The sequence below is a fragment of the Cyanobium usitatum str. Tous genome (genome assembly GCF_963920485.1).
GTDB classification, from domain to species: Bacteria; Cyanobacteriota; Cyanobacteriia; order PCC-6307; family Cyanobiaceae; genus Cyanobium_A; species Cyanobium_A usitatum_A.
In genome coordinates, this window is sequence record NZ_OY986431.1 from 929936 (window position 1) to 955103 (window position 25168).

24 protein-coding genes are annotated in these 25168 nt (G+C 63.6%); 18 read left to right on the forward strand and 6 right to left on the reverse strand.

The window, feature by feature from the left end; genetic code table 11:
- Window positions 1–23: 23 nt before the first annotated feature.
- Complete coding sequence (locus tag U9970_RS05045; protein ID WP_322765587.1) at window positions 24–263, reverse strand: Hfq-related RNA-binding protein; 240 nt, start codon at window positions 261–263, stop codon at window positions 24–26.
- Between the two features lie 32 nt (window positions 264–295).
- Here U9970_RS05045 and dapF point away from each other — a divergent pair, with 32 nt between their 5' ends.
- From dapF to dacB, 5 genes are all read left to right on the forward strand, one after another.
- Window positions 296–1408 (forward strand): diaminopimelate epimerase, encoded by a 1113-nt coding sequence (gene dapF / locus U9970_RS05050; protein ID WP_322766028.1) that lies wholly within the window; start codon window positions 296–298, stop codon window positions 1406–1408.
- Window positions 1409–2593, forward strand: coding sequence for a cysteine desulfurase family protein (locus U9970_RS05055; RefSeq protein ID WP_322765588.1), 1185 nt, complete (start codon window positions 1409–1411; stop codon window positions 2591–2593).
- On the forward strand, window positions 2593–3285 hold the full coding sequence (locus U9970_RS05060; RefSeq protein WP_322765589.1) for a DUF1995 family protein: 693 nt from the start codon (window positions 2593–2595) through the stop codon (window positions 3283–3285). The genes U9970_RS05055 and U9970_RS05060 overlap by 1 nt, the downstream gene beginning before the upstream one ends.
- Window positions 3286–3358: 73 nt before the next feature.
- Window positions 3359–3898: a DUF4330 domain-containing protein gene (locus U9970_RS05065; protein WP_322765590.1), complete on the forward strand. Its 540-nt coding sequence runs from the start codon at window positions 3359–3361 to the stop codon at window positions 3896–3898.
- Window position 3899: 1 nt separating this feature from the next.
- The gene (gene dacB / locus U9970_RS05070) at window positions 3900–5210 is read left to right on the forward strand and encodes a D-alanyl-D-alanine carboxypeptidase/D-alanyl-D-alanine endopeptidase (protein WP_322765591.1); all 1311 of its coding nucleotides are present in this window, start codon (window positions 3900–3902) and stop codon (window positions 5208–5210) included.
- Here dacB and U9970_RS05075 read toward each other — a convergent pair.
- A complete protein-coding gene (locus U9970_RS05075) occupies window positions 5207–6079 on the reverse strand; it encodes a coiled-coil domain-containing protein (RefSeq protein WP_322765592.1) in 873 nt (290 codons plus the stop codon). The genes dacB and U9970_RS05075 overlap by 4 nt on opposite strands.
- An 8-nt stretch (window positions 6080–6087) precedes the next feature.
- A complete protein-coding gene (gene coaD, locus U9970_RS05080) occupies window positions 6088–6573 on the reverse strand; it encodes a pantetheine-phosphate adenylyltransferase (RefSeq protein ID WP_322765593.1) in 486 nt (161 codons plus the stop codon).
- 65 nt (window positions 6574–6638) lie between these two features.
- Here coaD and U9970_RS05085 point away from each other — a divergent pair, with 65 nt between their 5' ends.
- Genes U9970_RS05085 through U9970_RS05115 form a run of 7 tightly spaced genes read left to right on the forward strand, consistent with a single transcriptional unit; the run spans window position 6639 to window position 12809 of the window.
- Complete coding sequence (locus U9970_RS05085; RefSeq protein ID WP_322766029.1) at window positions 6639–7133, forward strand: flavin reductase family protein; 495 nt, start codon at window positions 6639–6641, stop codon at window positions 7131–7133.
- Window positions 7130–9091, forward strand: a complete 1962-nt coding sequence (gene uvrC, locus U9970_RS05090) for an excinuclease ABC subunit UvrC (RefSeq protein ID WP_322765594.1) — start codon at window positions 7130–7132, stop codon at window positions 9089–9091. Before U9970_RS05085 ends, uvrC begins: the two co-directional genes overlap by 4 nt.
- The gene (locus tag U9970_RS05095; RefSeq protein WP_407653082.1) at window positions 9088–9399 is read left to right on the forward strand and encodes a hypothetical protein; all 312 of its coding nucleotides are present in this window, start codon (window positions 9088–9090) and stop codon (window positions 9397–9399) included. Before uvrC ends, U9970_RS05095 begins: the two co-directional genes overlap by 4 nt.
- 2 nt (window positions 9400–9401) lie before the next feature.
- Complete coding sequence (locus tag U9970_RS05100) at window positions 9402–10913, forward strand: cryptochrome/photolyase family protein (RefSeq protein ID WP_322765595.1); 1512 nt, start codon at window positions 9402–9404, stop codon at window positions 10911–10913.
- 60 nt (window positions 10914–10973) lie between these two features.
- Window positions 10974–11564 (forward strand): protoporphyrinogen oxidase HemJ, encoded by a 591-nt coding sequence (gene hemJ, locus U9970_RS05105; RefSeq protein ID WP_322765596.1) that lies wholly within the window; start codon window positions 10974–10976, stop codon window positions 11562–11564.
- Complete coding sequence (locus U9970_RS05110) at window positions 11515–12207, forward strand: PHP domain-containing protein (protein ID WP_322765597.1); 693 nt, start codon at window positions 11515–11517, stop codon at window positions 12205–12207. Before hemJ ends, U9970_RS05110 begins: the two co-directional genes overlap by 50 nt.
- A 29-nt stretch (window positions 12208–12236) precedes the next feature.
- Window positions 12237–12809, forward strand: a complete 573-nt coding sequence (locus tag U9970_RS05115) for a hypothetical protein (protein WP_322765598.1) — start codon at window positions 12237–12239, stop codon at window positions 12807–12809.
- 19 nt (window positions 12810–12828) lie between these two features.
- On the opposite strand, the gene cobN is transcribed toward U9970_RS05115, so the two are convergent.
- On the reverse strand, window positions 12829–16557 hold the full coding sequence (cobN, locus tag U9970_RS05120) for a cobaltochelatase subunit CobN (RefSeq protein ID WP_322766030.1): 3729 nt from the start codon (window positions 16555–16557) through the stop codon (window positions 12829–12831).
- Window positions 16558–16642: 85 nt separating this feature from the next.
- Here cobN and U9970_RS05125 point away from each other — a divergent pair, with 85 nt between their 5' ends.
- The 3 genes from U9970_RS05125 to U9970_RS05135 are packed head-to-tail and all read left to right on the forward strand — an operon-like array spanning window position 16643 to window position 21564.
- On the forward strand, window positions 16643–17560 hold the full coding sequence (locus U9970_RS05125) for a branched-chain amino acid transaminase (protein WP_322765599.1): 918 nt from the start codon (window positions 16643–16645) through the stop codon (window positions 17558–17560).
- 5 nt (window positions 17561–17565) lie between these two features.
- A complete protein-coding gene (gene metH / locus U9970_RS05130; RefSeq protein WP_322765600.1) occupies window positions 17566–21243 on the forward strand; it encodes a methionine synthase in 3678 nt (1225 codons plus the stop codon).
- 48 nt (window positions 21244–21291) lie between these two features.
- Window positions 21292–21564, forward strand: coding sequence for a small RNA NsiR4-regulated ssr1528 family protein (locus U9970_RS05135; protein WP_322765601.1), 273 nt, complete (start codon window positions 21292–21294; stop codon window positions 21562–21564).
- A 3-nt stretch (window positions 21565–21567) separates the two neighbouring features.
- Here the strand turns inward: U9970_RS05135 and U9970_RS05140 are convergent, their stop codons facing one another.
- Window positions 21568–21795, reverse strand: a complete 228-nt coding sequence (locus U9970_RS05140) for a hypothetical protein (protein ID WP_322766031.1) — start codon at window positions 21793–21795, stop codon at window positions 21568–21570.
- A 199-nt stretch (window positions 21796–21994) separates the two neighbouring features.
- Here U9970_RS05140 and U9970_RS05145 point away from each other — a divergent pair, with 199 nt between their 5' ends.
- Entirely contained in the window at window positions 21995–22378 is a 384-nt protein-coding gene (locus U9970_RS05145) for a DUF2237 family protein (protein ID WP_322765602.1), read from the forward strand.
- Between the two features lie 8 nt (window positions 22379–22386).
- Here U9970_RS05145 and U9970_RS05150 read toward each other — a convergent pair whose 3' ends face one another.
- On the reverse strand, window positions 22387–23142 hold the full coding sequence (locus U9970_RS05150) for an SDR family NAD(P)-dependent oxidoreductase (protein WP_322765603.1): 756 nt from the start codon (window positions 23140–23142) through the stop codon (window positions 22387–22389).
- Window positions 23143–23174: 32 nt separating this feature from the next.
- Between U9970_RS05150 and U9970_RS05155 the strand changes: the two genes are divergently transcribed.
- Together U9970_RS05155 and U9970_RS05160 are read left to right on the forward strand one after the other, a co-directional pair.
- The gene (locus tag U9970_RS05155; protein WP_322765604.1) at window positions 23175–24149 is read left to right on the forward strand and encodes an NAD(P)H-dependent glycerol-3-phosphate dehydrogenase; all 975 of its coding nucleotides are present in this window, start codon (window positions 23175–23177) and stop codon (window positions 24147–24149) included.
- Window positions 24146–25078, forward strand: coding sequence for a PhzF family phenazine biosynthesis protein (locus U9970_RS05160; RefSeq protein ID WP_322765605.1), 933 nt, complete (start codon window positions 24146–24148; stop codon window positions 25076–25078). The genes U9970_RS05155 and U9970_RS05160 overlap by 4 nt, the downstream gene beginning before the upstream one ends.
- Window positions 25079–25168 lie beyond the last annotated feature (90 nt).

Sequence of the window (25168 nt, forward strand, 5' to 3'; positions counted from 1 at the left end):
CAGCCCAGTTGGAAGACTGCCGCTCAGCCGAGCGCACGGATCGTCGCCGCAGACCCACGACTGATCAGGGTGAGGGGGCGGTTTTCGTCCTGCTTGAGCGCCAGGTAGTGGATGTCCTGCCAATGCAGGATTCCCTCAAGCTCCCCCACACCCAGCACCTGGACCGCCACCGGGGTTTTGTGGCGAATCAGATCCTGCAAATGCCGAATGCTGGGTTGCGAGGTATCGAGGGCGGTGGTCCGCTTCTCGAAAAAGCTCTGCATAAGATCTAGCTGTGGCTGCGCTCGCCCCCATCGTGCTCCAGTTCAGCAAATATCAAGGCCTGGGAAATGATTTCCTCATGCTTGATGGCAGGGGAGCCTCCAGCACTGATGCCAGCTACGGCCTCACCTCGGAACGGATCCAGCGTCTGTGTGACCGCCGCTTCGGCGTTGGCGCTGACGGGGTGATCCTGGCCCTGCCGCCCCGGCAGGGCGGTGAGTTGCGCATGCGGATCTTCAATGCCGATGGCACGGAGCCGGAGATGTGTGGCAATGGCATGCGCTGCCTGGCCCGCTTCCTGGCCGATAGCGATGGCGATCTTCCCGGGCGGCAATGGCAGATCGAAACCTTGGCGGGCCGCATCGTTCCCGAGCTGCTTCAGGACGGCAGCATCCGAGTCGACATGGGAGCCCCCTTTCTCGACCCTGAATCCATTCCCACCACCTTGGCTTGTGGCGAAAACGGGCTGGCCCAGGGCAACTTGGAAGTGGCTGGCAGCTCGTTTGCGGTCGGGGCGGCCGGCATGGGCAATCCCCACGTTGTGATCCCCGTTGACGACGTTGAGGCGGTGGATTTGGAGCGTTACGGCGCGGCATTCGAGGTTCACCCCGCCTTCCCCGCCCGCACCAACGTTCATTTCGTCCAGGTAATCAGTCCCACTCACCTGGTGATGCGGGTGTGGGAGCGCGGTGCGGGTCCCACCTTGGCCTGCGGCACCGGCGCTTGCGCCACCCTCGTTGTGGCCCATCTGTTGGGGCTGGCTGAGCGCTGCGCGCGCCTCGACCTCCCAGGTGGTCCCCTGGAAATTGATTGGGATCAAGCCAGTGGACATGTGTTTATGGCGGGCCCCGCTGTGGCTGTTTTTGACGGCGTCGTGACCCCCGAGCTCTGGGGTGATGAGCCCTTTGAACTCGAGGCCGCCGCTCCGGTGCAACAGCAACCAGATGCTTCGCCTGCAGTCGACTGCGCCAGCGTCTGCACCAATGGCTGCATCCGGCCTGAAGCCTGCCCTTCAGCGGAAGCCCGGGCCCGGGTTGATGCCCTGCTCAACGGCAGCTCCCTCGACGACCTGGTGGCCTTGGCCACCAATTCCCTTGAATCGCGGATTCGCTCCCGCTTTGACCGGGATGCTTCCCAGGGAAGTTAGGTGGGTCATTCGGGCAGTCGGGTGCCAGCACTGGCTAGCTACTTCGACACAAGCGCCACCACTCCCACCGCTACTGAGGTGCTGGAGGCAATGGCCCTTGCCCAGGCCACGGCCTGGGCTAACCCCTCAAGCCTCCACGCCCCTGGCCTTGCAGCAGCAGAGCAGCTCGAACGCTCGCGCCTGAGCCTGGCCGAGGGGCTGGGCTGCGAGCTCGATGAACTGGTGGTGACCTCCGGTGGCACCGAGGCCATTCATCTGGCCCTGCTCGGTGCTGCTGCTGGCCTCACCCCCGGCCGGTTGGTGATATCGGCGGTCGAGCATCCCGCCACGCTGGCGGCAGCTGCCCAGCTGGAGCAGCGCGGTTGGAGCGTCCAAACCGTGCCGGTGGATAGGCAGGGATTACTTGATCTCGATGCCCTCGCTGGCTTGCTAGCGCCTCCAACCCGTTTGGTCTCGGTGATCTGGGGGCAAAACGAGGTTGGCAGCCTCCAGCCGATTGAGGCGATCGGGGCACTTTGCCGGCGGGCGGGGGTGCTGCTGCATGTTGATGCGGTGCAGGTTCTGGGCCACCTGCCGATCACTTTTCGCCAGCTGCCCATTGATTTGTTGAGTGGGGCGGCTCACAAGCTGCAGGGACCAAGGGGGGTTGGCTTGCTGCTGGTGCGGCGTGGTCTGGCCCTCCAGGCCCAGCTTGGTGGTGGCGGCCAAGAGGGCGGCAGGCGAGGCGGCACCGAACCAGTGGTGCTGTTGAGCGGCTTCGCCAAGGCCCTGGAGCTCAGCTGTGCCACCCCCTCGCTGGCACCCCTTCGCGACTCCCTGCTACGTCGGCTTTTGAGCCTTCCCGGGGTGCGGTTGAGCGGTCCGCCCCCGGGCGACTCCCGCCTGCCTCACCACCTCAGTCTGCTGGTGGCTAGTGAGACTGGCCTGCCGCTTTCCGGCCGCAACCTGGTTCGTGAGCTCTCCCGACAGGGCTTCGCCTTGAGCAGCGGTTCGGCCTGCAGCAGCTCTGGATCGGCTGCCAGCCCCGTGCTCCAGGCCCTGGGCTACAGCGAGGCCGACGCCGCAAGTGGCCTGCGCATCAGCCTCGGGCCCTGGCACCGCGCCGCCGATCTCGACGCCCTGGTTCAAGCTCTGCAGATGGCGCTTGCGGCCTCGGTAGCGTCTGAGCACCCGTTGACGGCCTAATGCTCCCCTCCGATCTGCGCAGCGCCGAAGCTGAAGCACTGGCGGCGATTCAGAGCGCCTTGGCCGCAGGCGCTAAGGGGCTGTGGAGTGTCGAGCTCCGTTTTGAGGGTCTGCGTCTACTCCCTTTGGCCCTGCGATTGCAGGCTGGGCTCAGTCCCGCCGCACCGAGCCTGAGGCTGCTTTGTGCCGATGCCGGCGCAACCGCCCTGGCCCAGCGCGATGCCCCTGATTTTGCAACCCGAATTGCCAGCCTGCGCGAGCAGATGCGCCTTCAGCAGGCTGATGGCGGCAGCGAGGGCGTGCTGCTGCTGGTGGCACCTTCCCCCGCCGACTACGAGGAGGTGGAACAGGTATGCGCCCTGCACCGCGGCGTTGTCTTGCTGTTAAACGGCAACCTCGAGGATGCGGCCATCGGCATCGGCAGCGTGGCTCGAGAGCGCCGCAAGGGTTTTCTGGCCGGCTGGCAGAGCGCCTATGCCCTGATTCCAACGGGCGATGGGGCCCTGCGTCGGGCCTGTCCCGGGATGTGGGAGCTGTATCGCTGTGATGCCGATGGCTATCGCTTTGTTTGCAATTTCGACCAGAAGCCAGATATGGAGCAACGGGCGTTAGCCATGGCGGGTGAGGCCGGCCTGGGGCTCGGCGCCAACCTCAAAGTGATGGACGCTTTCATTGAAGGCTTGCGCAGCTAGCTCCCAGCGGAACCCCTTGCACTGGATCTAAGCGGCCAGCCTCCGTACACTTCGCCAAACGCAAACCCTGCCGATGGCTTCCGAGAGCGACCAGAGCCCTGTCGCAAAAGGACGCTCCTGGAGCTTGGTTGACATCGGTGCCGGAGTTGCGGTGCTGCTAGCTGCCGCAGGTGTGATCTGGAGCCCCAAGCTGAGCGGAGCGGTGGCTCAGGCCACCGGCGGCCTCACCCCAGTCACCGTGCTGGTGGATGTGCGTGGTGTGCCGGTGGCTGATCCCGGAGCCTTGATTCAGGCCGCCCAGCGGGAGGGCAAGGTTGCAATCGTGATCCGCAACCAGCCCCATGGCTCGGTGGCGCTCAAGCAGGTATTGCCCCTGCAGCGGCGCCTGGTGGCGGTCCAACCCAACGGATCGGTGGTGACGGCTGTGGACCCCAACCAGGCAATTCTGGGCAGCCTCGATGCTCGTTTTGTGCTCCAGGGTCAGGGCCGCAAGAGCGCTGGTGGTGTGGTTTTTGGCAACCAAACCCTCAAGATTGGTGCCCCAGTGGAAATTGAGGGGGAGCAGTTCCGGGTTGGCGGCACGGTTAGTGGCCTCCAGGTTGGAGGTGGCTGAGATGGCCCCCCTCAAAACCCCTGCTAAGCGTCAGCTTCTGCTGAGCCTTTCTGGTGTGCATGCCCTTGGGCTCGTTTTGGCGCTTTCGCCAGCCACTGCCTTGGCTCAGCAGGTGCCCCTGGCTCAGCAGGTGCCCCTAGCGACCCTTCCGCTCCTGCCCCCACCGGTCGGCCTGCCCCAGCTGCAGGCTCAGCTGAGCTGTCCGGCGCTGCAGCAGCGGCTGCTTGCCACCGTGGCTGGCCAGGCTTCTGTGTGGAGCATCACCATTGCCGATGCCCAGGGTCGTCTGCTGGCCGACCTCAACGGCAACCGGCCCCGTATTCCCGCTTCCAACCAGAAGCTGGTGAGCACGGCCTACGCCCTGGACAGATTGGGCCCTGATTACCGCCTCAATACCCAGCTCTGGCGGTTGGGGGATGGCAGCTTCCGCCTCACTGGCGAGGGTGACCCCGACCTGGCCCTGCCCCAGCTGCAGCGATTCGCCATGTTGGCGATGGGATCGGGTGGCAGCAGTGGTGAGACCCCCTCGCTGGTGCGGTTGCAGATCGCCGAGGAGCCACGCCAGGCCTGGTGGCCCCAAGGTTGGCACCCAGACGATCGCTACTACGCCTACGGCGCCCCGATCACCCGGCTAGCGGTCACCAGCAATGCCATAAACGATGCGGTGATGAATCCGCCTTCACGACTGCAGACCCTGCTGCAGAAAACCATGGTTCAGCGTGGGGCCAAGGTGCAGGTGTCACTGGTGTCGTCCCGCGCTCCCCTGCCCGGTGATGCGGTGCTGCTGCATCAGGAGCCATCGGCTCCAATGCACAACCTGCTGAGCCTGGCCAATACCGAAAGCCACAATTTTACCGCCGAAGTACTGCTGCGACAGGGGGCTGGCACCTGGGATTTGGCTCGAGCCACCCAGCTACAGATGCTGTGGCTCACCGAACAGGGCCTGCCGATGCAGGGTATTCGCCTTGCCGATGGCAGCGGCCTCGACCGCGCCAACCGGCTCACCAGCCGCTTTTTGGTCGCGCTGCTGATGCGCATGGATCAGCACCCCTACGGCCGCGCCTATCTGGCGTCGATGGCGGTTGCGGGCCAGCGGGGCACCCTGCGCAACCTTTATGTGGGCACCCCCCTGCAGGGACAGTTCTATGGCAAAACAGGCACGATCAGCGGTGTGCGCTCCATCAGTGGCGTGCTGATGACGGGGGCCGGGCCCCGCTACGTAAGCGCCATCAGCAATGGCGCCAGCTCGCCTAACGACACTATTGGCAGGGTGCTGCGCCAAGCGCAAAACAGCCAGCTGTGCCCCCCCTAGCCCGCTAGCTGCTTGAGAGTGTTGGCTACTCGGCGGCGGCGGCCCGTCGTTTCCGACCCAGCTGGCGCGGTGGCTTCTGGCCCCTGCAGTCGCACCAGCTCGCTGCGGCCCCCCAGTACCACCTGGCTCATCTCCTTCAACCTGCCCTCGAGTTCGCCCAGCACCTGCTCGGCGTAGCGGTTGGCTCCCTCTTGAATGGTGGCCGACTCCTGGCGGCTGCGGCTCACCAGAGCGTCGCATTGCTGCTGGGTCTGCTGGCGGAACTGCAGGGCGTCGTTGTGCACCCGCTCGGCTTCTGCCTGGCTATCGCGCTGCACTCTCACTCCCTCCTGGCGGATTTGCTCAAGTTCGGCCATCGCCTGTTGACGATTGCGATCGTGCTGCTCGAGCAGCTGGCGGTTGCGCTCGGCCGTTTCCTGTTCGAGCTGCTGGCGGCGGATTGCAAATTGCTGCTCCATCTGGGCCATGCGCGCCTGGTGCTCCTGTTCAGCCTGGGCAACCTGCTGGCGGGCTTGCAACATCAGCTGCTCGCATTGCTGGCGGGCCTGATCCCGCAGCTCCCCCACCTGCCGCTCCGCCTCCTGACGAATGGCAGCTGAGTTGATCAGCTGCTCCCGCTCCCTCTTGCCAGCAGCAATGATCTCGTCGGCCTGCTGGCGGGCCTGGCTAATGAATTCCTCACGCTGGCGGATGAGGCCTACGGCCTGCTGCAGCTGGGCCGGCAACGATTCCCGCAGGGCATCCATCACTTCAATGGCGTCCTGCTCATTGACCAGCCTTCCGCCGCTGAACGGAATGCGGCTGCCCTCCAGCACGATCTCCTCCAGCTGATCGAGCTGATCCAGCACGGTGATGGTGGGCTCGGCCATGAACAGCTCTAAACAGATGCCCGATTAAAAAGCCTGCACAGGTCTTCCGCCACTCCGGGGGGCACCATGTGACGCACATCGCCGCCAAAGCGAGCCACCTCCTTCACCACTGAACTGCTCAGAAAGCTGTGGTGCACAGCAGTAGCAAGAAAGAGGGTTTCCACCTGGGGGGCCAGGCTTTTGTTGGTGTGGGCGATCTGCAACTCGAATTCAAAGTCGCTCAGGGCCCGCAGGCCCCGCAGAATCACCTGGGCCTGGCAACGACCGGCGAAATCGACGGTGAGGCCATCGAAACTGCCCACTTCAACCCCCGGGAGATGGGCGGTGGCGGTGCCTATCTGCTCCAGGCGCTGCTCGAGGCTGAAGGCTGGCTGCTTGCTGGGGTTCTGCAGCACCGCCACCACCAGGCCGTCAAACAGGCGTGCTGCCCTCTCGATCAGGTCGAGGTGGCCCAGGGTGAGGGGATCGAAGCTGCCGGGGTAGAGGGCGCGCATCGGCCCAGCCTATGGGTGCCCCAGGCGTTTCTAGGGTGGGTGTAGTTCCCAGCGCCCTTGCCGCCATGGCCCTTAACACTGCCCTCAACGCCGAAGCCAAGAAAACCCTGCTGCGCAAAATTCCCCATGGCGTGTTCATCTGCGGCGTAGCTGAGGGGGATGAGGTCAATGGCTTCACAGCCAGCTGGGTGACCCAGGGCTCCTTTGAGCCGCCTTTGGTGGTGATGGCTGTACGGGCCGACAGCACCAGCAACGGCATCATTCAGCGCACTAAGAAATTTTCCCTGAACGTGCTTGCCGCTGACCAGAAGGATCTGGCCGCCGTTTTCTTCAAACCCCAAAAAGGCATGGGCGGTCGCTTCGATGCAGCCCCCTTCAGCCTCGGTGAGCTGGGCTTGCCGATTCTCGACAACGCCCTGGGTGCGGTGGAATGTGAGCTGGTGGGTCAGGTGGCCCATGGCGACCACACCGTGTTTGTGGGCGAGGTGAAGACAGCCACCCTGCACCGCGATGGTGCTGCCCTCGAGCTCGGCAGCACCGGCTGGCAATACGGCGGTTGAACCTACCCCTGCTGCAGCAACCCGAACGCCTCAAGGTCCGGCTTAAGGAGGTGCCCTCCGAGCCGGGCTGCTATCTGCTGCGCGATGCCAGCGATCGCATCCTCTACATCGGCAAGGCCAAGGTGCTGCGCAATCGGGTGCGCAGTTATTTCCAAAGCGGCAGCGGCCATGGCCACAGCCCACGCATCTCCCTGATGGTGCGCCAGGTGTGTGAGATCGAATTCATCGTCACCGACAGTGAAGCCGAGGCGCTGGCGCTCGAATCCAACCTGATCAAACAGAACCAGCCGCACTTCAATGTGCTGCTGAAAGACGACAAGAAATATCCCTATCTATGCATCACCTGGAGTGAGGCCTACCCCCGCATCTTCATCACCCGGCGGCGGCGGTTTCGCTCACCCCTGGATCGCTTCTACGGGCCCTATGTGGATGTGGGCCTACTGCGCCGCACCCTCACCCTGGTGAAGCGGGTGTTCCCGCTGCGCCAGCGGCCCCAGCCGCTCTATAGGGAGCGCACCTGCCTCAACTACGACATCGGCCGCTGCCCAGGGGTGTGCCAGGAAAAGATCAGCTCTGAGGCCTACCACCACACCCTGCGTCAGGTGGCGATGGTGTTTCAAGGGCGCAACGAGGAGCTGCTCGAGCTGCTGAATGAGCAGATGGGTAAGTACGCCGAGCGCCTCGACTTCGAGAGCGCTGCGCGGGTGCGCGACCAGCTGCAGGGCATCGACACCCTCACCGCCGACCAGAAAATGAGCCTCGGCGACAGCTCGGTGAGCCGTGATGTGGTGGCATTAGCCGCCGATGAGCGGGTGGCGGCGGTGCAGCTTTTCCAGATGCGGGCCGGCAAGCTGGTGGGGCGGCTCGGCTTCACCGCTGATGCGGTCGGCGCCGATGGCCAGCCCCTGGAGCCCGGCCGCATCCTGCAGCGGGTGGTGGAGGAGCACTACAGCCAGGTGGAGCCGGTGGAGATTCCCCCCGAGCTGCTGCTGCAGCACGCCCTACCCCAGCAGCCCTTGATCGAGGAGTGGCTGGCGGAGCGCCGCGGCCGCAAGGTGAAACTTGCAGTGCCCCAGCGGCAGCAGAAAGCTGATCTGATCGAGCTGCTGGAGCGCAATGCCAGCTACGAGCTGCAGCGGGCCCAGCGCGGCGCCGAGCAGCAACTGCTGGCCACTGAAGACTTGGCCCAGCTGCTGGAGCTGCCAACCCCCCCACGCCGCGTCGAGGGCTACGACATCAGCCACATCCAGGGCAGCGACGCTGTGGCCTCCCAGGTGGTGTTTATCGATGGGCTGCCGGCCAAGCAGCACTACCGCAAATACAAGATCCAAAGCAGCTCGATCCGCTCCGGCCACTCCGACGACTTCATGGCCATGGCCGAGATCATGCGCCGCCGCTTCCGCCGCTGGGCCCAGGCCAAGGCCGAGGGTGCCGACCTGGGTGAGCTGAGGCGGGCCGCTAGCACCACGCTCCACACCGGAGGCCTCAATGATTGGCCCGATGTGGTGATGATCGACGGCGGCAAGGGTCAGCTCTCGGCGGTGATGGAGGCCCTGCGGGAGCTGAATCTGCACGAAGAGCTGGTGGTGTGTTCCTTGGCCAAGCAGCGGGAGGAGGTGTTTATGCCAGGGGCCAAACAGCCCTTGGAGAGTGAGCCCGACCAGCTGGGTGTGCAGCTGCTGCGCCGCCTGCGCGATGAGGCCCACCGCTTCGCTGTGAGCTTCCATCGCCAGCAGCGGGGCGAGCGGATGAAGCGCTCGCGCCTCTCCGATATTCCTGGCCTGGGACCGAAAAGGGTCAAGGAGTTGTTGGCCCACTTCCGCTCGATTGATGCCATTCAGTTGGCCAGTCCAGAGCAGATCGCCGCTGCCCCGGGAGTGGGGCCGGCCCTGGCCCGCCAGGTGTGGGATTACTTTCATCCCAGTGACGAGCCCGCCGGCGAGGAGTTGGCCAGTTGAGGCGTCTGGGTTCCCTGCTGCTACTGCCCTTGGCCCTGGGGCTGCTGCTGCTTTTTTCACCTGCCCTAACGCCGCCGGCCCTTGGCGCCCCCGGCATCTGCGTTGGGCCCGTCTGTGGTGATGAGATCCACCGCAGCGCTAAGCATCACTGGCAGCTGCGGCTGCGGGTAAACGACCAGCAGGGTCAGCACGAGCGTCTGGTGGTGGATTGCCGCAATGGGGTGCTCAGCCCCCTGGCTGGTCCGGTGGAGCGGGGCTATGCCGCGGCCGTAGCCCGCCGTGCCTGCCGCCTGGCTGGGGAGGCCTGAGCGTGATTGGCGTCTGGGTGCTGGGCGACCAGCTGGACCCGCTCCAGGCAGCTTTGGCAGCCCACACCCCCGCAACCGCCCGGGTGTTGCTCATTGAGAGCAGCTCGGTGCTGCAGCAACGCCGCTATCACCGGCAGAAGCTGGTGCTGGTTTGGAGTGCCATGCGCCACTTCGCGGCCGAGTTGCGCCAGCGGGGTTGGACGGTGGACCTGCTTGAGACCTCGACCTTTGCTGAGGCGCTAAAGGATTGGCTGGCTGAGCACGAGATCAGCGAGCTGCACCTGATGGAGCCAGCCGAGCGCCCCTTTCGGGAAGCGATTGAACGGTTGCCCCTGCCTACGCCCCTCGTGTGGCACCTCTCCAATGCCTTTCTCTGGAGCCGGGATGATTTCGGCGCCTGGGCTGCTCCTTACAAGCAGCTGCGCATGGAATTGTTCTATCGGGAGGGCCGCAAACGTTTTGGCGTACTGATGAGCGATGACGGCCAGCCGCTTGGTGGCCAGTGGAACTACGACCAGGAGAATCGCAAGGCACCGCCCAAGGGGCTGGTGGGGCCAGAGCCCTTGGTGTTTGAGCCAGATGCAATCACCCGGGCCGTGATTGCCAAGGTGGACCAGCTGGCCCAGGAGCTTGAGGTCGATGCTGACCCTGGCTTACCAGGGAGCAGTGCGCCGTTCGGCTGGGCAGTTAGCCGCAGCCAGGCTCTGGCGGTGCTGGAGCATTTCATCTATACGCGCCTCGATGGCTTCGGCCCGTTCCAGGACGCCATGGTCAGCGGCCAGCCCACCCTGTGGCACGCCCTGCTCTCCCCATATCTCAACATTGGCCTGTTGCATCCGCTTGAGGTGATCCGCAGGCTGGAGCAGGCAGGGCTGGAGCGGGGTACCCCCCTGGCCTGCCTGGAAGGGGTGATTCGCCAGATCCTGGGCTGGCGCGAATACACCCACGGCCTCTACTGGTGGTTTGGCGCCGACTATCCAGCCCGAAATCACTTCGGCGCTAATCGTCCCTTGCCCGCCTGGCTGGAGCAGCTGGGCGGCAGTGGCATGGCCTGCATGGACACGGTGCTGGCCGAGCTCGAGGTAAGCGGCTACGCCCACCACATCCAGCGCTTGATGGTGCTAGCCAACTACGGCTTGATCGCCGGCCTCGATCCCCAGGCCTTCACCGCCTGGTTTCACCGCATGTTTATTGACGGCTACGACTGGGTGATGCAAACCAACGTGCTCGGCATGGGGATGTTTGCCGATGGCGGCATGCTGGCCAGCAAGCCTTACGCCGCCAGCGGCAATTACATCAATCGGATGAGCAGCTACTGCAAGGGCTGCAGCTACAACCCCAAGCAGCGCACTGGTCCGGATGCCTGCCCATTCAATGCCCTTTATTGGGATTTCCTGGCTCGGAACCAAGAGGGTCTGCGCCGCAATCACCGCATGGGGCTGGTGATGAAGCAGCTCGAGAAGATCTCCGCCGAGGAGCTGGCGGCGATCCGGGCCACCGCTGCAGCCCACTGACTGCTGCGGCCCACTGAGCACTGCGGGCCTAGCTTGTGGGCCCCTGCTTGAACTACCGCCATGCCCTTATTGACCCTGAGCTGGCCCGCCGAGGCCTACCTCTGGTTCAAGACTCTCCACATCGTGGGGGTGGTGGTGTGGTTTGCCGGGCTTTTCTATCTAGTGCGGCTGTTCATCTATCACCGCGAGGCTGAGGAGCTGGAGGAATCCCTGCGGCCGGCTTTCCAGGCCCAGTACGGCTTGATGGAACGCCGTCTGGCCAACATCATCACCACCCCCGGCATGGTGGTCGCAGTGGTGTGTGCGGCTGGCCTGCTGAGCGTGAATCCCGCCTGGCTGCAGCAGGGCTGGATGCACGCCAAGCTGGCTTTCGTGGCGGCCCTGCTGGCCTATCACGCCTTTTGCTATCGGTTGATGGGTCAGCTCAACAGTGGAGACTGCAGCTGGAGCCCGAAGCAATTGCGGGCCTTAAACGAGCTGCCCACCCTGCTGCTGGTGATCGTCGTGATGCTGGTGGTGTTCAAAAACCAATTCCCCACCGGCGCTGCCACCTGGTTCGTGGTGGCCCTGGTGGTGTTCATGGCTGCTTCGATTCAGTTCTATGCCCGCTGGCGGCGGCTGCGGGCGGAGCGGTTGTCCCCGAGTGCCTGATCACCCCTTGCGCCAGGTGCTCCGCCAGCTGACGCCGGCCTGCTGCCCTGGCCGGGTCAATTTCCATTGCCACACCATCTGCAGCGACGGCAGCCTGAGCCCCCTTGAGCTGGCCCAGCAGGCCCTAGACCTCGGTCTGGAGCACCTAGCGATCACCGATCACCACAGCCTGGCCGCCCACGGGCCTGCCATGGAGGTCTTTGAGGCGGCGGCTAGCGAGGGCCGTGCCGTGCCCAGCTTCTGGCGAGGGGTGGAAATCAGCTGCTTGCTCGAGGGTTGTTTGGTGCATGTGTTGGTTCTTGGTTTTGATGCCGATCACCCCAGCCTTGAGCCTTACCTGCAGGGCCGGGCCCTGGTGGGGCCAGCGCTCCACGCTGAGGCGGTGCTGGAAGCGGGGCGCCAAGCGGGGGGCCTGCTGCTGCTTGCCCATCCCGCCCGCTACCGCCTGCCCTTCCAGCGATTGATAGCTGCGGCTGATCGTCTTGGTTTTGATGGCGCCGAGGCCTGGTACGACTACCAGATGCAGCCGCGCTGGACACCAACGCCTCTGGTGTGCGATGCGATCGCCGCTGAGCTGCAGCAACGTGGCCTTTTGATGAGTTGCGGTACCGATACCCATGGACTAGCCCTTCTTGGCCGCTAGGGTTTCCTGACGCTTACCCCTGGCAGACGATGGGTTTGTTTGATCGCCTGTTCGCCACCCGCGACGGCAACGCCGCCGCCCCGAAGACCCCCCAGCCCAAAAAGGAGGTTGAGACCTTCTTCCTGGACGCCGATGCTTCCAGCAGCATGGGCAACGTTGATTTCATGCGGCGGTCTAACACCATTCGCCGCACCTTCCCGGGCACGGTTGATAGCCCGGGCAACAAGGAGATGGTGGCAGAGGTGGCTTCGATGGAGTCGCGGCTGGAGCGGGTCTCCGATGGCTTGGGTGGGCAGACCAACCAGGCTGAACCAGCCTTTGATCTCACCCGTGGTGTCCCAAAACCAGTCAAGAAGACCTTCGCCCAAACTATGTCCCAGGCGGAGCTTGATCAGCGCATGAAAGGTTCTGCCATGGGGGTGAACGTGCCTGGTGGTACCGCAGCGATCAAGCAGGAGCAGGAGCAGGCGCAAGCTCAAGCTCAGGCCCAGGCCCAGGCAGCTGCAATGGCAAGGTCTCAGGCCCAGAGCAGCCAGCAGGCCAGCGGCAAGGCTGGCGACATTGATCCCTTCAAGCGCATGAGCAGAGAATTGAAAGGTTGAGCAAGCCGGCTTGGTTGCCTTAGCGCTGCTCAATCAGACTTTCGCTATCAAGAACCAGCTGGCGCAACTGCTCCAGCTGGTTTTTTTGTGCCCCTTCCCACAGACCCCTGTTGTGGGCTTCCAGGAGCCGTTCGGCCATGTCTCGCAGGGCCCAGGGATTGCTCTGCACCAGAAAATCACGCACTGTCTGATCCCCGAGCCACTGGTCGCAGATGGCGCCGTAGCCCCAGTCAGGCACTCGGCCGGTACTGGCGTCGTAGGCAAACAAATAATCGAGGCTGGCAGCCATTTCGAAGCCGCCCTTGTAGCCGTGACCTCTCATCGCTTCGATCCAGCGAGGGTTGAGCACGCGACTGCGCAGCACCTTGTCAAACTCCCGCTCCAGCCTGTGCAGCCTGGGCCGGGCAGCTCGGGAATGGTCGCCAAACCAAAGTGCTGGGCGCTGCCCTGAGACCCGCTCCACCGCTGCACTCAATCCCCCCTGAAACTGGTAGTAGTCGTCGGAGTCGAGCAGGTCGTGCTCCCGGTTGTCCTGGTTGTGCAACACCACCTGCACCGCCTTGAGGCGTTGCTCCAGGCCGCTCCGGTCGGCCTGGGCTTCGATTCCAGCCTGCCCAGCAGCCCCGGCCTGGCTGTCGTAACGCCAGCTGCTCCAGTTCAAAAAAACCTCGCCCAGGTCTGCCCGCTCCTCCCAGTGGCCGCTGTCGATCAGGCCCTGCAGTCCTGCCCCGTAGGCCCCTGGCGCTGAGCCGTAGACGCGGGCGCTGTGGCCTTCGCGGCGGTAGGCGGCGGCGAGGGGGTTGTCTGCCTCTGGTTCGGCTAGAGCGGCTACCAGTTCAGTGGCCCGGTTAACCCACCCCACCAGCTGGGGGAAGGCGTCGCGGAACAGTCCTGAGATGCGCAGGGTGACGTCCACCCGCGGCCGGCCCAGCAGGCTGAGGGGAATCACCTCCAGATCCACCATGCGGCGGGTGGGTCCGTCCCAAATCGGTCTCACGCCAAGTAGGGCCAGGGCCTGGGCGATGTCTTCGCCGCCATTGCGCATCGTTGCCGTGCCCCAAACCGATAGGGCCAAGTTGCCCAGGTGCTCCCCCTGCTCTTGAAGGTGCAGTTCCAGCAGCAACTCGGCGCTGCGGCGGCCCAGGTCCCAGGCCGCTTCTGTGGGTAGCCCGCGCAGGTCGACACTGTAAAAGTTGCGCCCCGTCGGCAGCAGGTCTGGCCGGCCGCGGGTGGGGGCGCCGGAGGGTCCTGCGGCAATGCGCTCCCCCTCCAGGCCCCGCAGGAAGGCTTCCCGTTCGGCGCGGCCGCAGGCCACTAGGGGGGGCAGCAGGGCCTGGCGCAGGTGCTGCAGCGCCTGCTGCAGCCTGGGTCCAGCCAAGGGCGAAGCCTTGGCTTGGCTTTGTTGCAAACCGGCCAGCTCCTGCTCCACCAAGGTCAGTGCTTGCGCCTCCAACAGCGCAACCCCATCTCCCACCAGGCGCGGTAGCTCTCCGCCAAAGGCGGCCTGGAGCCGTTGCTGGTCTGGCTGGCCCAGGGGCGTGCTGTCTTCATCGCCCCAGGGGTCGAAGCTGAGCTGCAGGTCTTGCGCCAGGGCCTGGGTGAGGCCGGGTTGCGCTGCCAAGGGACAGCGGGCAAGGCAGAGCAGGAGCTCGGCCAGCCGATCGGGCTCCGGCAGGGTGCCGAAGGTGTGGAGCCCCAGGCGGATCTGGGCCTCCTTGAGCTCGCAAAGGTAGCCATCGGCCGCATCGAGCCGGCTATCAAGCTCCGCGGCTCTACCGAGCGGCAGTTCCATGCTCTCGAGCTGCTCGGCCAGGGTCTGGCGCAGGGGGACTGCCCGTTCACTGCCGAGCTGACAGGCTTCCCAATACTCATCCAGCAGCACCTCAAGTCGCTGCAGTGCGCCATGCAGGCCTGCCCGTCCGAGGGGTGGCGTCAGGTGATCGAGGATCACCGCCTGGCTGCGGCGCTTGGCCTGGGAACCCTCGCCGGGATCGTTGACGATGAAGGGATAAAGGTGTGGCAGCGGCCCCAGGGCCCACTCCGGAAAACAGCTGGCGGACAGCCCCAACCCCTTGCCAGGCAGCCATTCCAGGTTGCCGTGCTTGCCCACATGCACCACCGCATGGGCGCCAAACTCCTGACGCAGCCAGAGGTATTGGGCCAGGTAGGCGTGGGTGGGGGGTAGGTCGGGGCTGTGATAGCTGAGGGTCGGATCCCTGTCGTAGCCGCGGTCAGGCTGGATCAACACGCTCACGTGGCCGAGCTGCAGACCACGAATCGGGAAGCCGGCTGCAGCTCCGGCGGCGCTAACCAGAGCGACATCGAGTTCAGGCGGTCCCCACACCGCCTCTAGCCTTTGGCGGCCCTCGCTGGGGAGGCAGGCATACCAGTCCTGGTATGTGGCAAGGGGCAGCAGGGTCAGGGCGGGTCGGTGCTCGCTTTCCGGATCGTTGCTGCGTCCAGCCAGCAGCATCTGGATCAAGGCTTCGCCATCAACAGGCACTGGGCCCTGCAATTTGTAACCAGCCCCGGCAAGCCACTGCAACATCAAGGCCGTTGAAGCCGGCGTATCGAGTCCGACGCCATTGGCGAGGCGGCTGTTGCGGGTTGGGTAGTTGGCCAGCACAAGCGCAACGCGCCTTTCGGCAGCTGGGGTTTGGCGCAGGCGGATCCAGTTGGCACAGAGCTGGGCGATCCAGGCCAGCCGTTCCGGATCCGGTTGGTAGCGCTGCAGGGCCGAAGCAAGACGCTCGCTGGCGCCCACGGTCTCCTTAAAGGCGCCAATGCGAGTAGTGAGCCGCCCGTCCAACTCTGGCAAGGCCACCTGGAGGGTGAGGTCGGTTGGGCCCAAGCCGATGCTGCTGGTCTGCCAGCGGCTGCGGGGCTGGCTACTGCAAAGCAGCTGCAGCACCGGCACACCTAGTTGCTCCCATAGCGGCGCCCCTAGGCCGGCCTCCTCAAACTGCACTGAGGCAAAGGAGGTGCTGCACAACACGGCCTGGACTGCTTCCCGCTGCAGCAGGTCGGCCACACCCCGCTGCACCGCCCCATCCCGTAGGCCGCTTACCCACAGCGCCCGCGGGCATAGTCCCGCCTGGCGCAGGGCCAGCAGGGTGGCATCCATCAGCGCCAGGTCACCGGCCTGTAGCAGGGCCCGATAGGCGATCACGCCTACGCGAGGGCCTTTCTCCTGCTGCCAATCATGGGCTAGTGGATCGGCGAGAGGCTCGGCTCGTGGCGGCGCTGGGGACCGACCTTCGAGCAGAGCCTGCAAAGCCCGTAGCAGTTGGCGCAAGTTGGCGGGTCCCCCCTCCCGCAGGCAGCGGGCCAGGCCGATTGCTAATTCAGGATCAACGGTGCCCAGCCCCGCCAGCACCTGCTCCTCATCGGCCGTGCCCGCCAGCACGAGCAGTTGGCGCCCTGGAGCTAAGCCTGCCCAGTTCTGGAGCTGCTCCAAGCCATAACTCCAGTGGCCCCTCCCCCCCAGTAACCGCACAACCACCAGCCGGGCGTGGCGCACCGTGAAATTGAGGTAGTGGTCGATCTGGGCCGGGTGGGCCAGGGCCGCCAGGTTTAGGCCGCGCAGCTCAGCTCTCAGCAGCTGGGGTTCCCGCTCAAGCAGCTGGTCCATGGCCAGTAGGTCGGTGTCAGCACTGCTGAGCAGCAGCACAGGCGCGGCAGGCTGCTCCACCAAGGCGCCGATATCGGCTGCTGCTCCTCCCCCAGGTATCGATGCCAAGCGATGCATCGCCCCATCCTGCTTGCTGCGGTGAGAAGATCGGTTCATTCCGGCCCCAGGCCGCCGCGCCAGCACCGCCCGCTTCGCCCTCACCATGCACCAGTTCCTGCCTTACGCCTGGTTCGGTGGCCGATGCGTGCCCTTTGCCGAAGCCACCCTGTCGGTGGCCACCCACGCCCTCCACTACGGCACTGCAGCCTTTGGCGGCATGCGGGCCCTGCCCAATCCCAGCGACCCGGCTGAGATCCTGCTTTTCCGCGCCGATCGCCACACCCGCCGCCTCAGCCAAAGTGCCCGGCTGCTGCTAACTGAGCTACCCGAAGAAACCATCCACGAAGCGATCGTGACCTTCTTGCGGGCTAATAAACCAACCTGCCCAGTTTATTTGCGCCCGTTTGTGTACACCAGTGATCTGGGTATCGCGCCCCGGCTGCACAATATTGAGACCGATTTTCTCATCTACGGACTGGAGCTGGGCGACTACCTCTCTCCGGAGGGTGTGAGCTGCCGCATTTCCTCTTGGACCCGCCAAGAAGACCGCTCCTTGCCCCTGCGCGGCAAAATCAGTGGTGCTTACATCACCAGCTCCTTGGCTAAAACAGAAGCTGTAAAAAGCGGTTTTGATGAGGCCCTGCTGCTCAACAGTCGCGGCAAGGTAAGTGAAGCCAGCGGCATGAATCTTTTTATTGTTCGAGATGGTGTATTGATCACCCCTGGGGTTGATCAGGACATCCTTGAAGGCATCACCCGCGCCAGCGTGCTGGAACTGGCCCAGGCCATGGGCATTCCCACCCTGGAGCGTCCTGTCGATAAGAGCGAGCTGTTTGTAGCTGATGAAGTGTTCCTCAGCGGCACCGCCGCCAAGGTCACCCCGGTGCGCCGGGTGGAGACCACCGACATGCCTGGCCAGCGGCCGATAATGAATGCGATTCGTGATCGCCTAACGGCAATCACAGAAGGCCGCGATTCCGCCTATGACCACTGGGTGACTCGGATTCGCGTAGACGGTTGATCAACATGACTGCGGCAGTAGCACCCCAGCTGGTTAAGCGAATCGGCTTTCTTGAGCGCCTGCATGGGCTCGGGCGGCCGGTTCTGGTCTTTGACGGTGCCACAGGCACCTCGCTGCAGCAGATGGATCTGGGCCCCGATGATTTCGGCGGCGCCGCCCTTGAGGGCTGCAATGAAAATCTGGTTTTCACCCGCCCCGATGCGGTGCAGGCAGTGCATCGCCAGTTTTTGGAGGCGGGCTGCGATGTGATCGAAACCGACACCTTCGGGGCCACCTCGCTGGTGCTGGCTGAATACGACATCGCCGACCAGACCTTTGCCCTCAACAAGAGGGCAGCAGAGCTGGCCCGTGAAGTTGCCGCTGCCTACTCCACCCCAGACAAGCCGCGCTTCGTGGCTGGCTCCATGGGGCCGACCACCAAGCTGCCGACCCTCGGCCACATCGATTTCGACACGATGAAGGCATCGTTTGCTGAGCAGGCCGAAGGGCTGCTGGCGGGAGATGTGGATCTATTTATCGTCGAGACCTGCCAGGACGTACTGCAGATCAAGGCGGCCCTGCAGGGCATTGAGGACGCCTTCGCCAAGACCGGTCAGCGGCGTCCGTTGATGGTGAGCGTGACGATGGAGACCACTGGCACAATGTTGGTCGGCTCCGATATAGCTGCTGTGGTGGCGATCCTGGAGCCATTCCCGATTGATGTGCTGGGGCTCAACTGCGCCACGGGACCGGAGCAGATGAAGGAGCACATCCGCTACCTGAGTGAGCACAGTCCGTTTGTGGTGAGCTGTATCCCCAACGCCGGCCTGCCAGAAAACATTGGCGGTGTAGCCCACTACCGCTTGACCCCGCTCGAAATGAAGATGCAGTTGCTGCACTTCGTTGAAGATCTAGGCGTGCAGGTTATAGGTGGCTGCTGCGGCACCACCCCTGCCCACATCGCCGCATTGACCGAATTGGCAGCCGAGCTGCATCCAGCTGCTCGACCGGTGCGCACCCCCCAGACCCAGCACGCCCGCCCCCTGCTGCAGGGTGAGCCTGCCGCGGCCTCGATCTACAGCACCACGCCCTACCACCAGGACAATTCCTTCCTGATCATTGGTGAACGGCTTAACGCCAGCGGCAGCAAGAAAGTGCGCGAGCTGCTAGCTGAGGAGGATTGGGATGGCCTGGTGGGAGTGGCGCGGGGTCAGGTGAAGGAGAACGCCCACGTGCTCGACGTCAACGTCGATTACGTCGGTCGCGATGGTGAACGGGACATGCATGAGCTGGTGAGCCGTCTTGTCACCAACGTCAACCTGCCGTTGATGCTTGACTCCACCGAGTGGCAGAAAATGGAGGCCGGGCTCAAGGTGTCCGGTGGTAAATGCATCCTCAATTCCACCAACTACGAAGATGGGGATGAGCGTTTCTTCAAGGTGCTGGAGCTGGCCAAGGCCTATGGCGCCGGGGTGGTCGTTGGCACCATCGATGAAGAGGGCATGGCACGCACAGCCGAGCGCAAGTTTGCTATTGCCCAGCGCGCCTACCGAGATGCGGTTGAGTTTGGCATTCCTGCTCACGAGATTTTCTACGACCCCCTAGCCCTACCGATATCCACGGGCATTGAGGAAGATCGCCTCAATGGAGCAGCCACGATTGAGGCAATCCGCCGCATTCGCACGGACCTACCAGGGGTGCATGTGGTGCTGGGCGTCAGCAACGTCAGTTTCGGACTGTCGCCGGCTGCTCGGATTGTGCTCAATTCGGTGTTTCTGCACGACTGCTGCGAAGCCGGCATGGATGCGGCGATCATTAGCCCTGCCAAGATTCTGCCCCTAGCAAAGATCAGTCCAGAGCATCAGCAAGTGTGCCGCGATCTGATCTACGACCGGCGCCGCTTCGAGACCAATGAGCCGGGTGCTATTTGCAGCTACGACCCGCTCACCGTGCTCACCACCTTGTTTGAAGGGGTGAGCGCCAAAGAAGCCAGGGCCTCAGGCCCCTCCCTGGCCGACCTGAAGGTGGAGGAGCGTCTCAAGCAGCACATCATTGATGGTGAGCGCATCGGGCTTGATGCCTCCCTAAACGAAGCGCTTGCCAATTACCCGCCCCTGCAGATCATTAATACCTTTTTGCTCGACGGCATGAAGGTGGTGGGCGAACTCTTCGGCTCCGGCCAGATGCAATTGCCCTTCGTACTACAGAGCGCCGAAACCATGAAGGCGGCGGTAGCCCATCTCGAGCCCTACATGGAAACGGCCGAGGGAGAAAGCTCGGCCAAGGGTAAATTCCTGATCGCCACTGTTAAAGGTGACGTGCATGATATAGGTAAAAATCTTGTAGATATTATTCTCACTAATAACGGTTATGAGGTTGTCAATCTAGGCATCAAGCAGAGCTGCGAGGCCATTATCGATGCCCAGCAGAAGCATCAAGCAGACTGCATTGCCATGAGCGGTCTACTTGTGAAATCGACGGCCTTCATGAAAGACAATCTGGAAGCCTTTAATCAGGCTGGCATCGCCGTACCGGTAATACTTGGCGGAGCAGCACTTACGCCTAGGTTTGTAAATGGCGATTGTCGGGCCGCCTATCAAGGTCAAGTTATCTACGGCCGCGACGCATTTGCCGACCTGCGTTTCATGGACGCCCTGATGGATGCAAAGGCCGCTGGCGATTGGGATGACCTGCAGGGTTTCCTTGGAACGATTCCGGAGGGGCTTGGCATCACCTCCCCTCAGTCCTCCGCAGAAGAGCCTGCCAAGGCTGATGCGGCGATTGAAGTAGCAGCTATTTCCACCCCAGAAGCCACTCCCAGCTCGGAACTAAATGATCAGAGCTCAAATGATCAGCGCTCTATGGCTGTGGCCGAGGAGAGCGCCCTTGAGCCACCTTTCTGGGGCAGCCAGGTTTTGACAGAGCAGGAGATCGACCTGCAGGAAGTATTCGCTTACCTAGATCGCAACGCCCTATTTGCGGGCCAGTGGCAGCTGCGTAAGACCCAGCAGCAGAGCCGCGAAGACTACGAAGCCATGCTGGCCGAGAAGGCGGAGCCTGTTCTGCAGCACTGGATGGGTCGCTGTCTCGAGGAGGGCCTCCTGTCGCCGCGGGTGGCCTACGGCTATTTCCCTTGCGGCCGTAGTGGCAACGCCGTGGTCTTGTTTGACCCCGCTAAGCGCCAGCAACAATTAGGACTCTTTGAACTGCCCCGCCAGCGCTCAGGCAACCGCTATTGCATCGCTGATTTTTACCGAGATCTCGCAATTGCAGCCGATGGCTCTTTGCTGCCAACCGATGTGTTGCCGATGCAGGCCGTAACTATGGGCGAAGGCGCCACCAGCTTTGCCCAGCAGCTTTTTAAAGCCGATCAATACACCGATTACCTCTATTTCCATGGACTTGGGGTCCAGATGGCTGAGGCTTTGGCCGAATGGGTGCATGCGCGCATCAGGCGTGAGCTTGGCTTTGCTGATCCGGCCGCGATGCCGCTGCGCGACGTGCTGGCCCAGCGCTATCGGGGTAGCCGCTACTCCTTTGGCTACCCCGCCTGCCCAAACGTGGCCGACTCCCGCCAGCAGCTCGCCTGGCTCGGTGCCGAGCGGATTGGTCTTTCGATGGATGAGAGCGACCAACTCGAACCAGAGCAGAGCACTACTGCCCTGGTGGCCCTCCATAGCCAAGCCCGTTACTTCTCAGCCTGAGCAGGGGGCGGCGGCTTCTAGCCTGGTCAATCACCTTGCAAAACGGCTATGGCCATTGCCGGTCCAGGCGGCGTTGATGCCGCAATCGCCTCGGGCATCGACCTTGATGGCACCCCAATCCCCGCCGAGATGATCGCTCTCTATACGGAGGTAATGGACCTTGAAAGCCAGCGGGCCCGCAGCGGCGTCAAAAAATCGATGCGCAATCGCATCGTCAAGACAGGCTCGAAGCATTTCGACCAAGCCAGCCTTGATGAGCGGCTTAAGGCCGCCGGTTGGGATGGTTTGAAAGCTAAGGAGATTGCTTTTTTCTACTCCTGAGGTCTAGCTGCACAGCTCTTCGAGGGCGTCGATCACCTCCTGCTGAAACTCCTCCAGGTTGGAGGAGTCGCTCAGGTCGATGCCTTCGCCGGCGGCGTTCTGGGTGAGTTCCTGGAAATGGAAAGCTCCTTCGCCGTGGGCGAGGAATTCCATGGCGGAGGGTTCACCGCTTTCTTTGTACGCGTCGCAGAGGGCCAGAAAGGCCGCGTCTTCGGAGAATTCCCAGCTCATGAAGGGGGCCGCGCTGAAAGACAAGGTGAACGCGCTCATCGACCTTTAACGCCTCCCCCCCGGAATCCGTCAACTACCCAGCCCAACATTGTGCGGGTGTGTTGCCTTTCGCATAGCTCTGAAGCCTGTGCTCAGACCAGTGCTGCAAGCTCCGAACTGCCTGGCCAGACTGGAGCTATCCCAATTTTCCCCGGTTCCCATGAGCGATTTCAGCCAGCCTGCCCCCGCTTCGCTAAATGTGCTGGGTGAACCCTTGGTGGTGTGCGGCTGCCAACCAATGACAGGTTGGTTCCGCGACGGTCATTGCCGCACCAATGCCTCCGACCTGGGACGTCACAGCGTCTGCTGCGTCGTTAGCGATGCCTTCTTGCGCTACAGCCAGGCCCAGGGAAACGACCTAAGTACCCCGGCGCCCGCCTACGGCTTCCCCGGTCTCAAGCCTGGAGACCATTGGTGTGTCTGCGCGCCGCGTTGGCTTGAGGCCTACGAGGACGGCATGGCACCACCGGTGTGCCTGGAGGCCACGGAGGACTCCGCTTTGGAGGTGATTTCCCTAGCAATCCTGCAAGCAAACGCTGCTTGATTTCAGAGCTACCAGGCGATTTGCTGGCCATCCCAGGCCCAGAACTGCCCAGTCTGTTGCGGCCCAAGCAGCGCCAATACGTTGAGCAGCTGTCGAGCAGCGCGCTCTGCGCTGAACAACCGATCTGGCGGCACACCGGCCTGGAAGGGAGCGGAGAGGCCCGTGGCCGTGGTTCCGGGGTGCAGCAGGCTCACACACCCCTTGGGCTTTCTGCGAGCCCATTCCAGGGCCAGGGTGCGCAGCATCTGATTTTGGGCAGCCTTTGCGGCCCGGTAGGCGTACCAGCCACCGAGTTGGTTATCGCCAATGCTTCCCACCCGGGCCGAAAGGCTGGCGAAATGAAATGGGTCTGCGGGGCTGAGCAGGGATTCGATCGCCTGGGCCAGTAAAAGGGGCGCAAAGGCATTCACCGCAAAGCTGCGCTCTAGGGCCTGGCGATTCACCTGGCTGAGCCGCTTTTCCGGTTGAAGCAGGGGCCCATGCAGCAGGCCGGCCGTGTTGATCACCAGCCGCAGGGGGGGGCGATTCTCCAGGCTCGCTGCCAACGCCGAGAGGCTGGAGTCGTCGGTGAGATCCAGCGCTAAAAACTCGACATCGCCCCATAGGGGATCCTTTGGCAAGCGCCAGTCCTGGCGTGAGGCTCCCACAAGCTGCAGCCCTGGGGCGATGCTGGCCAGCTCCTGGAGCAGGGCCTGGCCGATGCCGCCACACCCCACCACAAGGCCAGTGCCGTGCCAGTCCTGCCAGGGCGAAGCTGAGCTCATTGCCACAAAATCCCAGAGCTGAAGCCGCAGCCATGGGCTTGTCTCATGATGGCAGTGCCTACCTGCCTGCTGCTTCGGAGTCGATGGGCATTCGCATTGCCGTGTTGGGCCTGGGGGCTTGGGGGCAAACCCTGCTTGAGCGCTGGGGTCAGCAAGGTCACATCGTCACGGGTTGGTCCCGGCGATCTGGCACCAGTCCGGTGGACCTGCTGGCTAATCAGGATCTGGTGGTTTCGGCGGTAGCCATGGCAGGGGTCCAGCCCCTGGCTGAGCAGCTGGCTCCCCATTGGCCCACCGGACTGCCCCTATTGAGTTGCAGCAAGGGGTTGGATCTCCAGCTGCTGGCAACTGCCACCCAGCTCTGGTCAAATCAGTTGGCGGAGGCCCCCTTGCTGGTGCTGAGTGGGCCGAATCTGGCAACCGAGGTGCGCCAAGGACTACCCGCGGCCAGCGTGATCGCAGCTGCGGATCAGGATCTAGCCCGTCGCTTTCAGCAACAGCTCAGCGACACCTCGCTGCGCCTCTACACAAACACCGATCCGATCGGCACCGAGGCTGCAGGGGCCCTCAAAAACGTGATGGCCGTGGCGGCAGGCATCTCCGATGGTCTGGCGCTAGGTGCAAACGCCAAGGCCTCCCTGCTCTGCCGGGGCTTAGCCGAGATTGGCGTGGTGTTGGAGGGTTTGGGCGGTGCCACCAGCACTCTCTACGGCCTGGCTGGCTTGGGTGATCTGTTGGCGACTGCTAACAGCAGCCTCAGCCGCAACTATCGCTGTGGCGTGCTTCTGGCCGAGGGCTGCAGCGAACAGCAGGCAAGCGAGCGCATCTCAGCAACCGTTGAGGGTCCTCGCACGGCCAGAGCGGCCCTGCAGCTTGCCAGCCGCAAAGGCTGGCATCTGCCGATCTGCGAGCAGGTTGTGCTGGTGCTCGAAGGCCACAGCACCCCTGCAGCCGCCGTCAAGGCTCTGATGGAGCGAGATCTGCGGCCCGAGTGGCAGCAATCATGAGCTTGCCGGGCTCTGCCGTCGTGCCCCTTGTCGCCCGGCCAGCTGTGCTGGTTGAGGCCTTTGCTGATGAACCTTGTTGCGGCAACGGTGCGGCCGTGGTGCATCTAGACCAGCCCTTGGGCGATGTTTCCCTGCAGGCCATTGCCCGCAGTCTCAACCAGTCTGAGACGGCTTTCTTGCTGCAGCAGCAGGGCCGCTGGACCCTGCGCTGGTTCACCCCCAGCTGCGAAGTCCCCCTCTGCGGCCATGCCACCCTTGCCGCCCTGCTGGCCTTGGGCCACTGGCAGCAGCTGGCGCCCGGCAGGGGATTGGAGCTGTTCACCCGCAGTGGCCTCCTGGCGGTAGCCCTTGATGCCAGCGGCAGCTCAGGGCAGCTGGTGCTGCCCAGCGCTGGTCTGCTGCCGGCCGAGCCAGCGCCAGCGCTGATCCGGTTGCTGCATAAACGCCTAGGAGCCTCACCCCTGGCCTACTGGAGCTCAGGCCTCGGTTATCGGGTGGCCTTGCTAACGCCAGAGGTCGCGCTGGCCCAGTTGCCTGGCCTGGCTGCGGAATTAGAGGGTCCTGATCGGGCCGGCTTGGTGTTGATGCAGGCCATCGATACCGGATCGATAAACGACCGTCCCTGCGTGCTTGGACGGCCAGCCGACTACCAGCTGCGTTTCTTCGCTCCCGGCCTTGGCATTGATGAGGATCCGGTAACTGGATCTGCCCACGCGCTGGTTGCCCCTTTTTGGCTCGATCGCCTAGGCCGCAGCTCCGTGGTGGGTTGGCAGTGCTCGCCGCGGCCGGGGGGGATGGTGTGCGAAAGCTCTTCTTCGGGCATGATCCGACTTAGCGGTTCGGGTCATCTCCTTTGGAACGGCACATTGTGGGTGCAGGCAGATGGATCCGGAGCCGAGTCCTGGGCTTCCCTGGTCGCCTGCGCCTGAATCAGGGCCTACTTCAGACCAGAGAACTACTCCAAAAAAGAGATCTACGCCTCCATGGTCTCTTCAGCCACAGACTGATGCTGGCTGGCC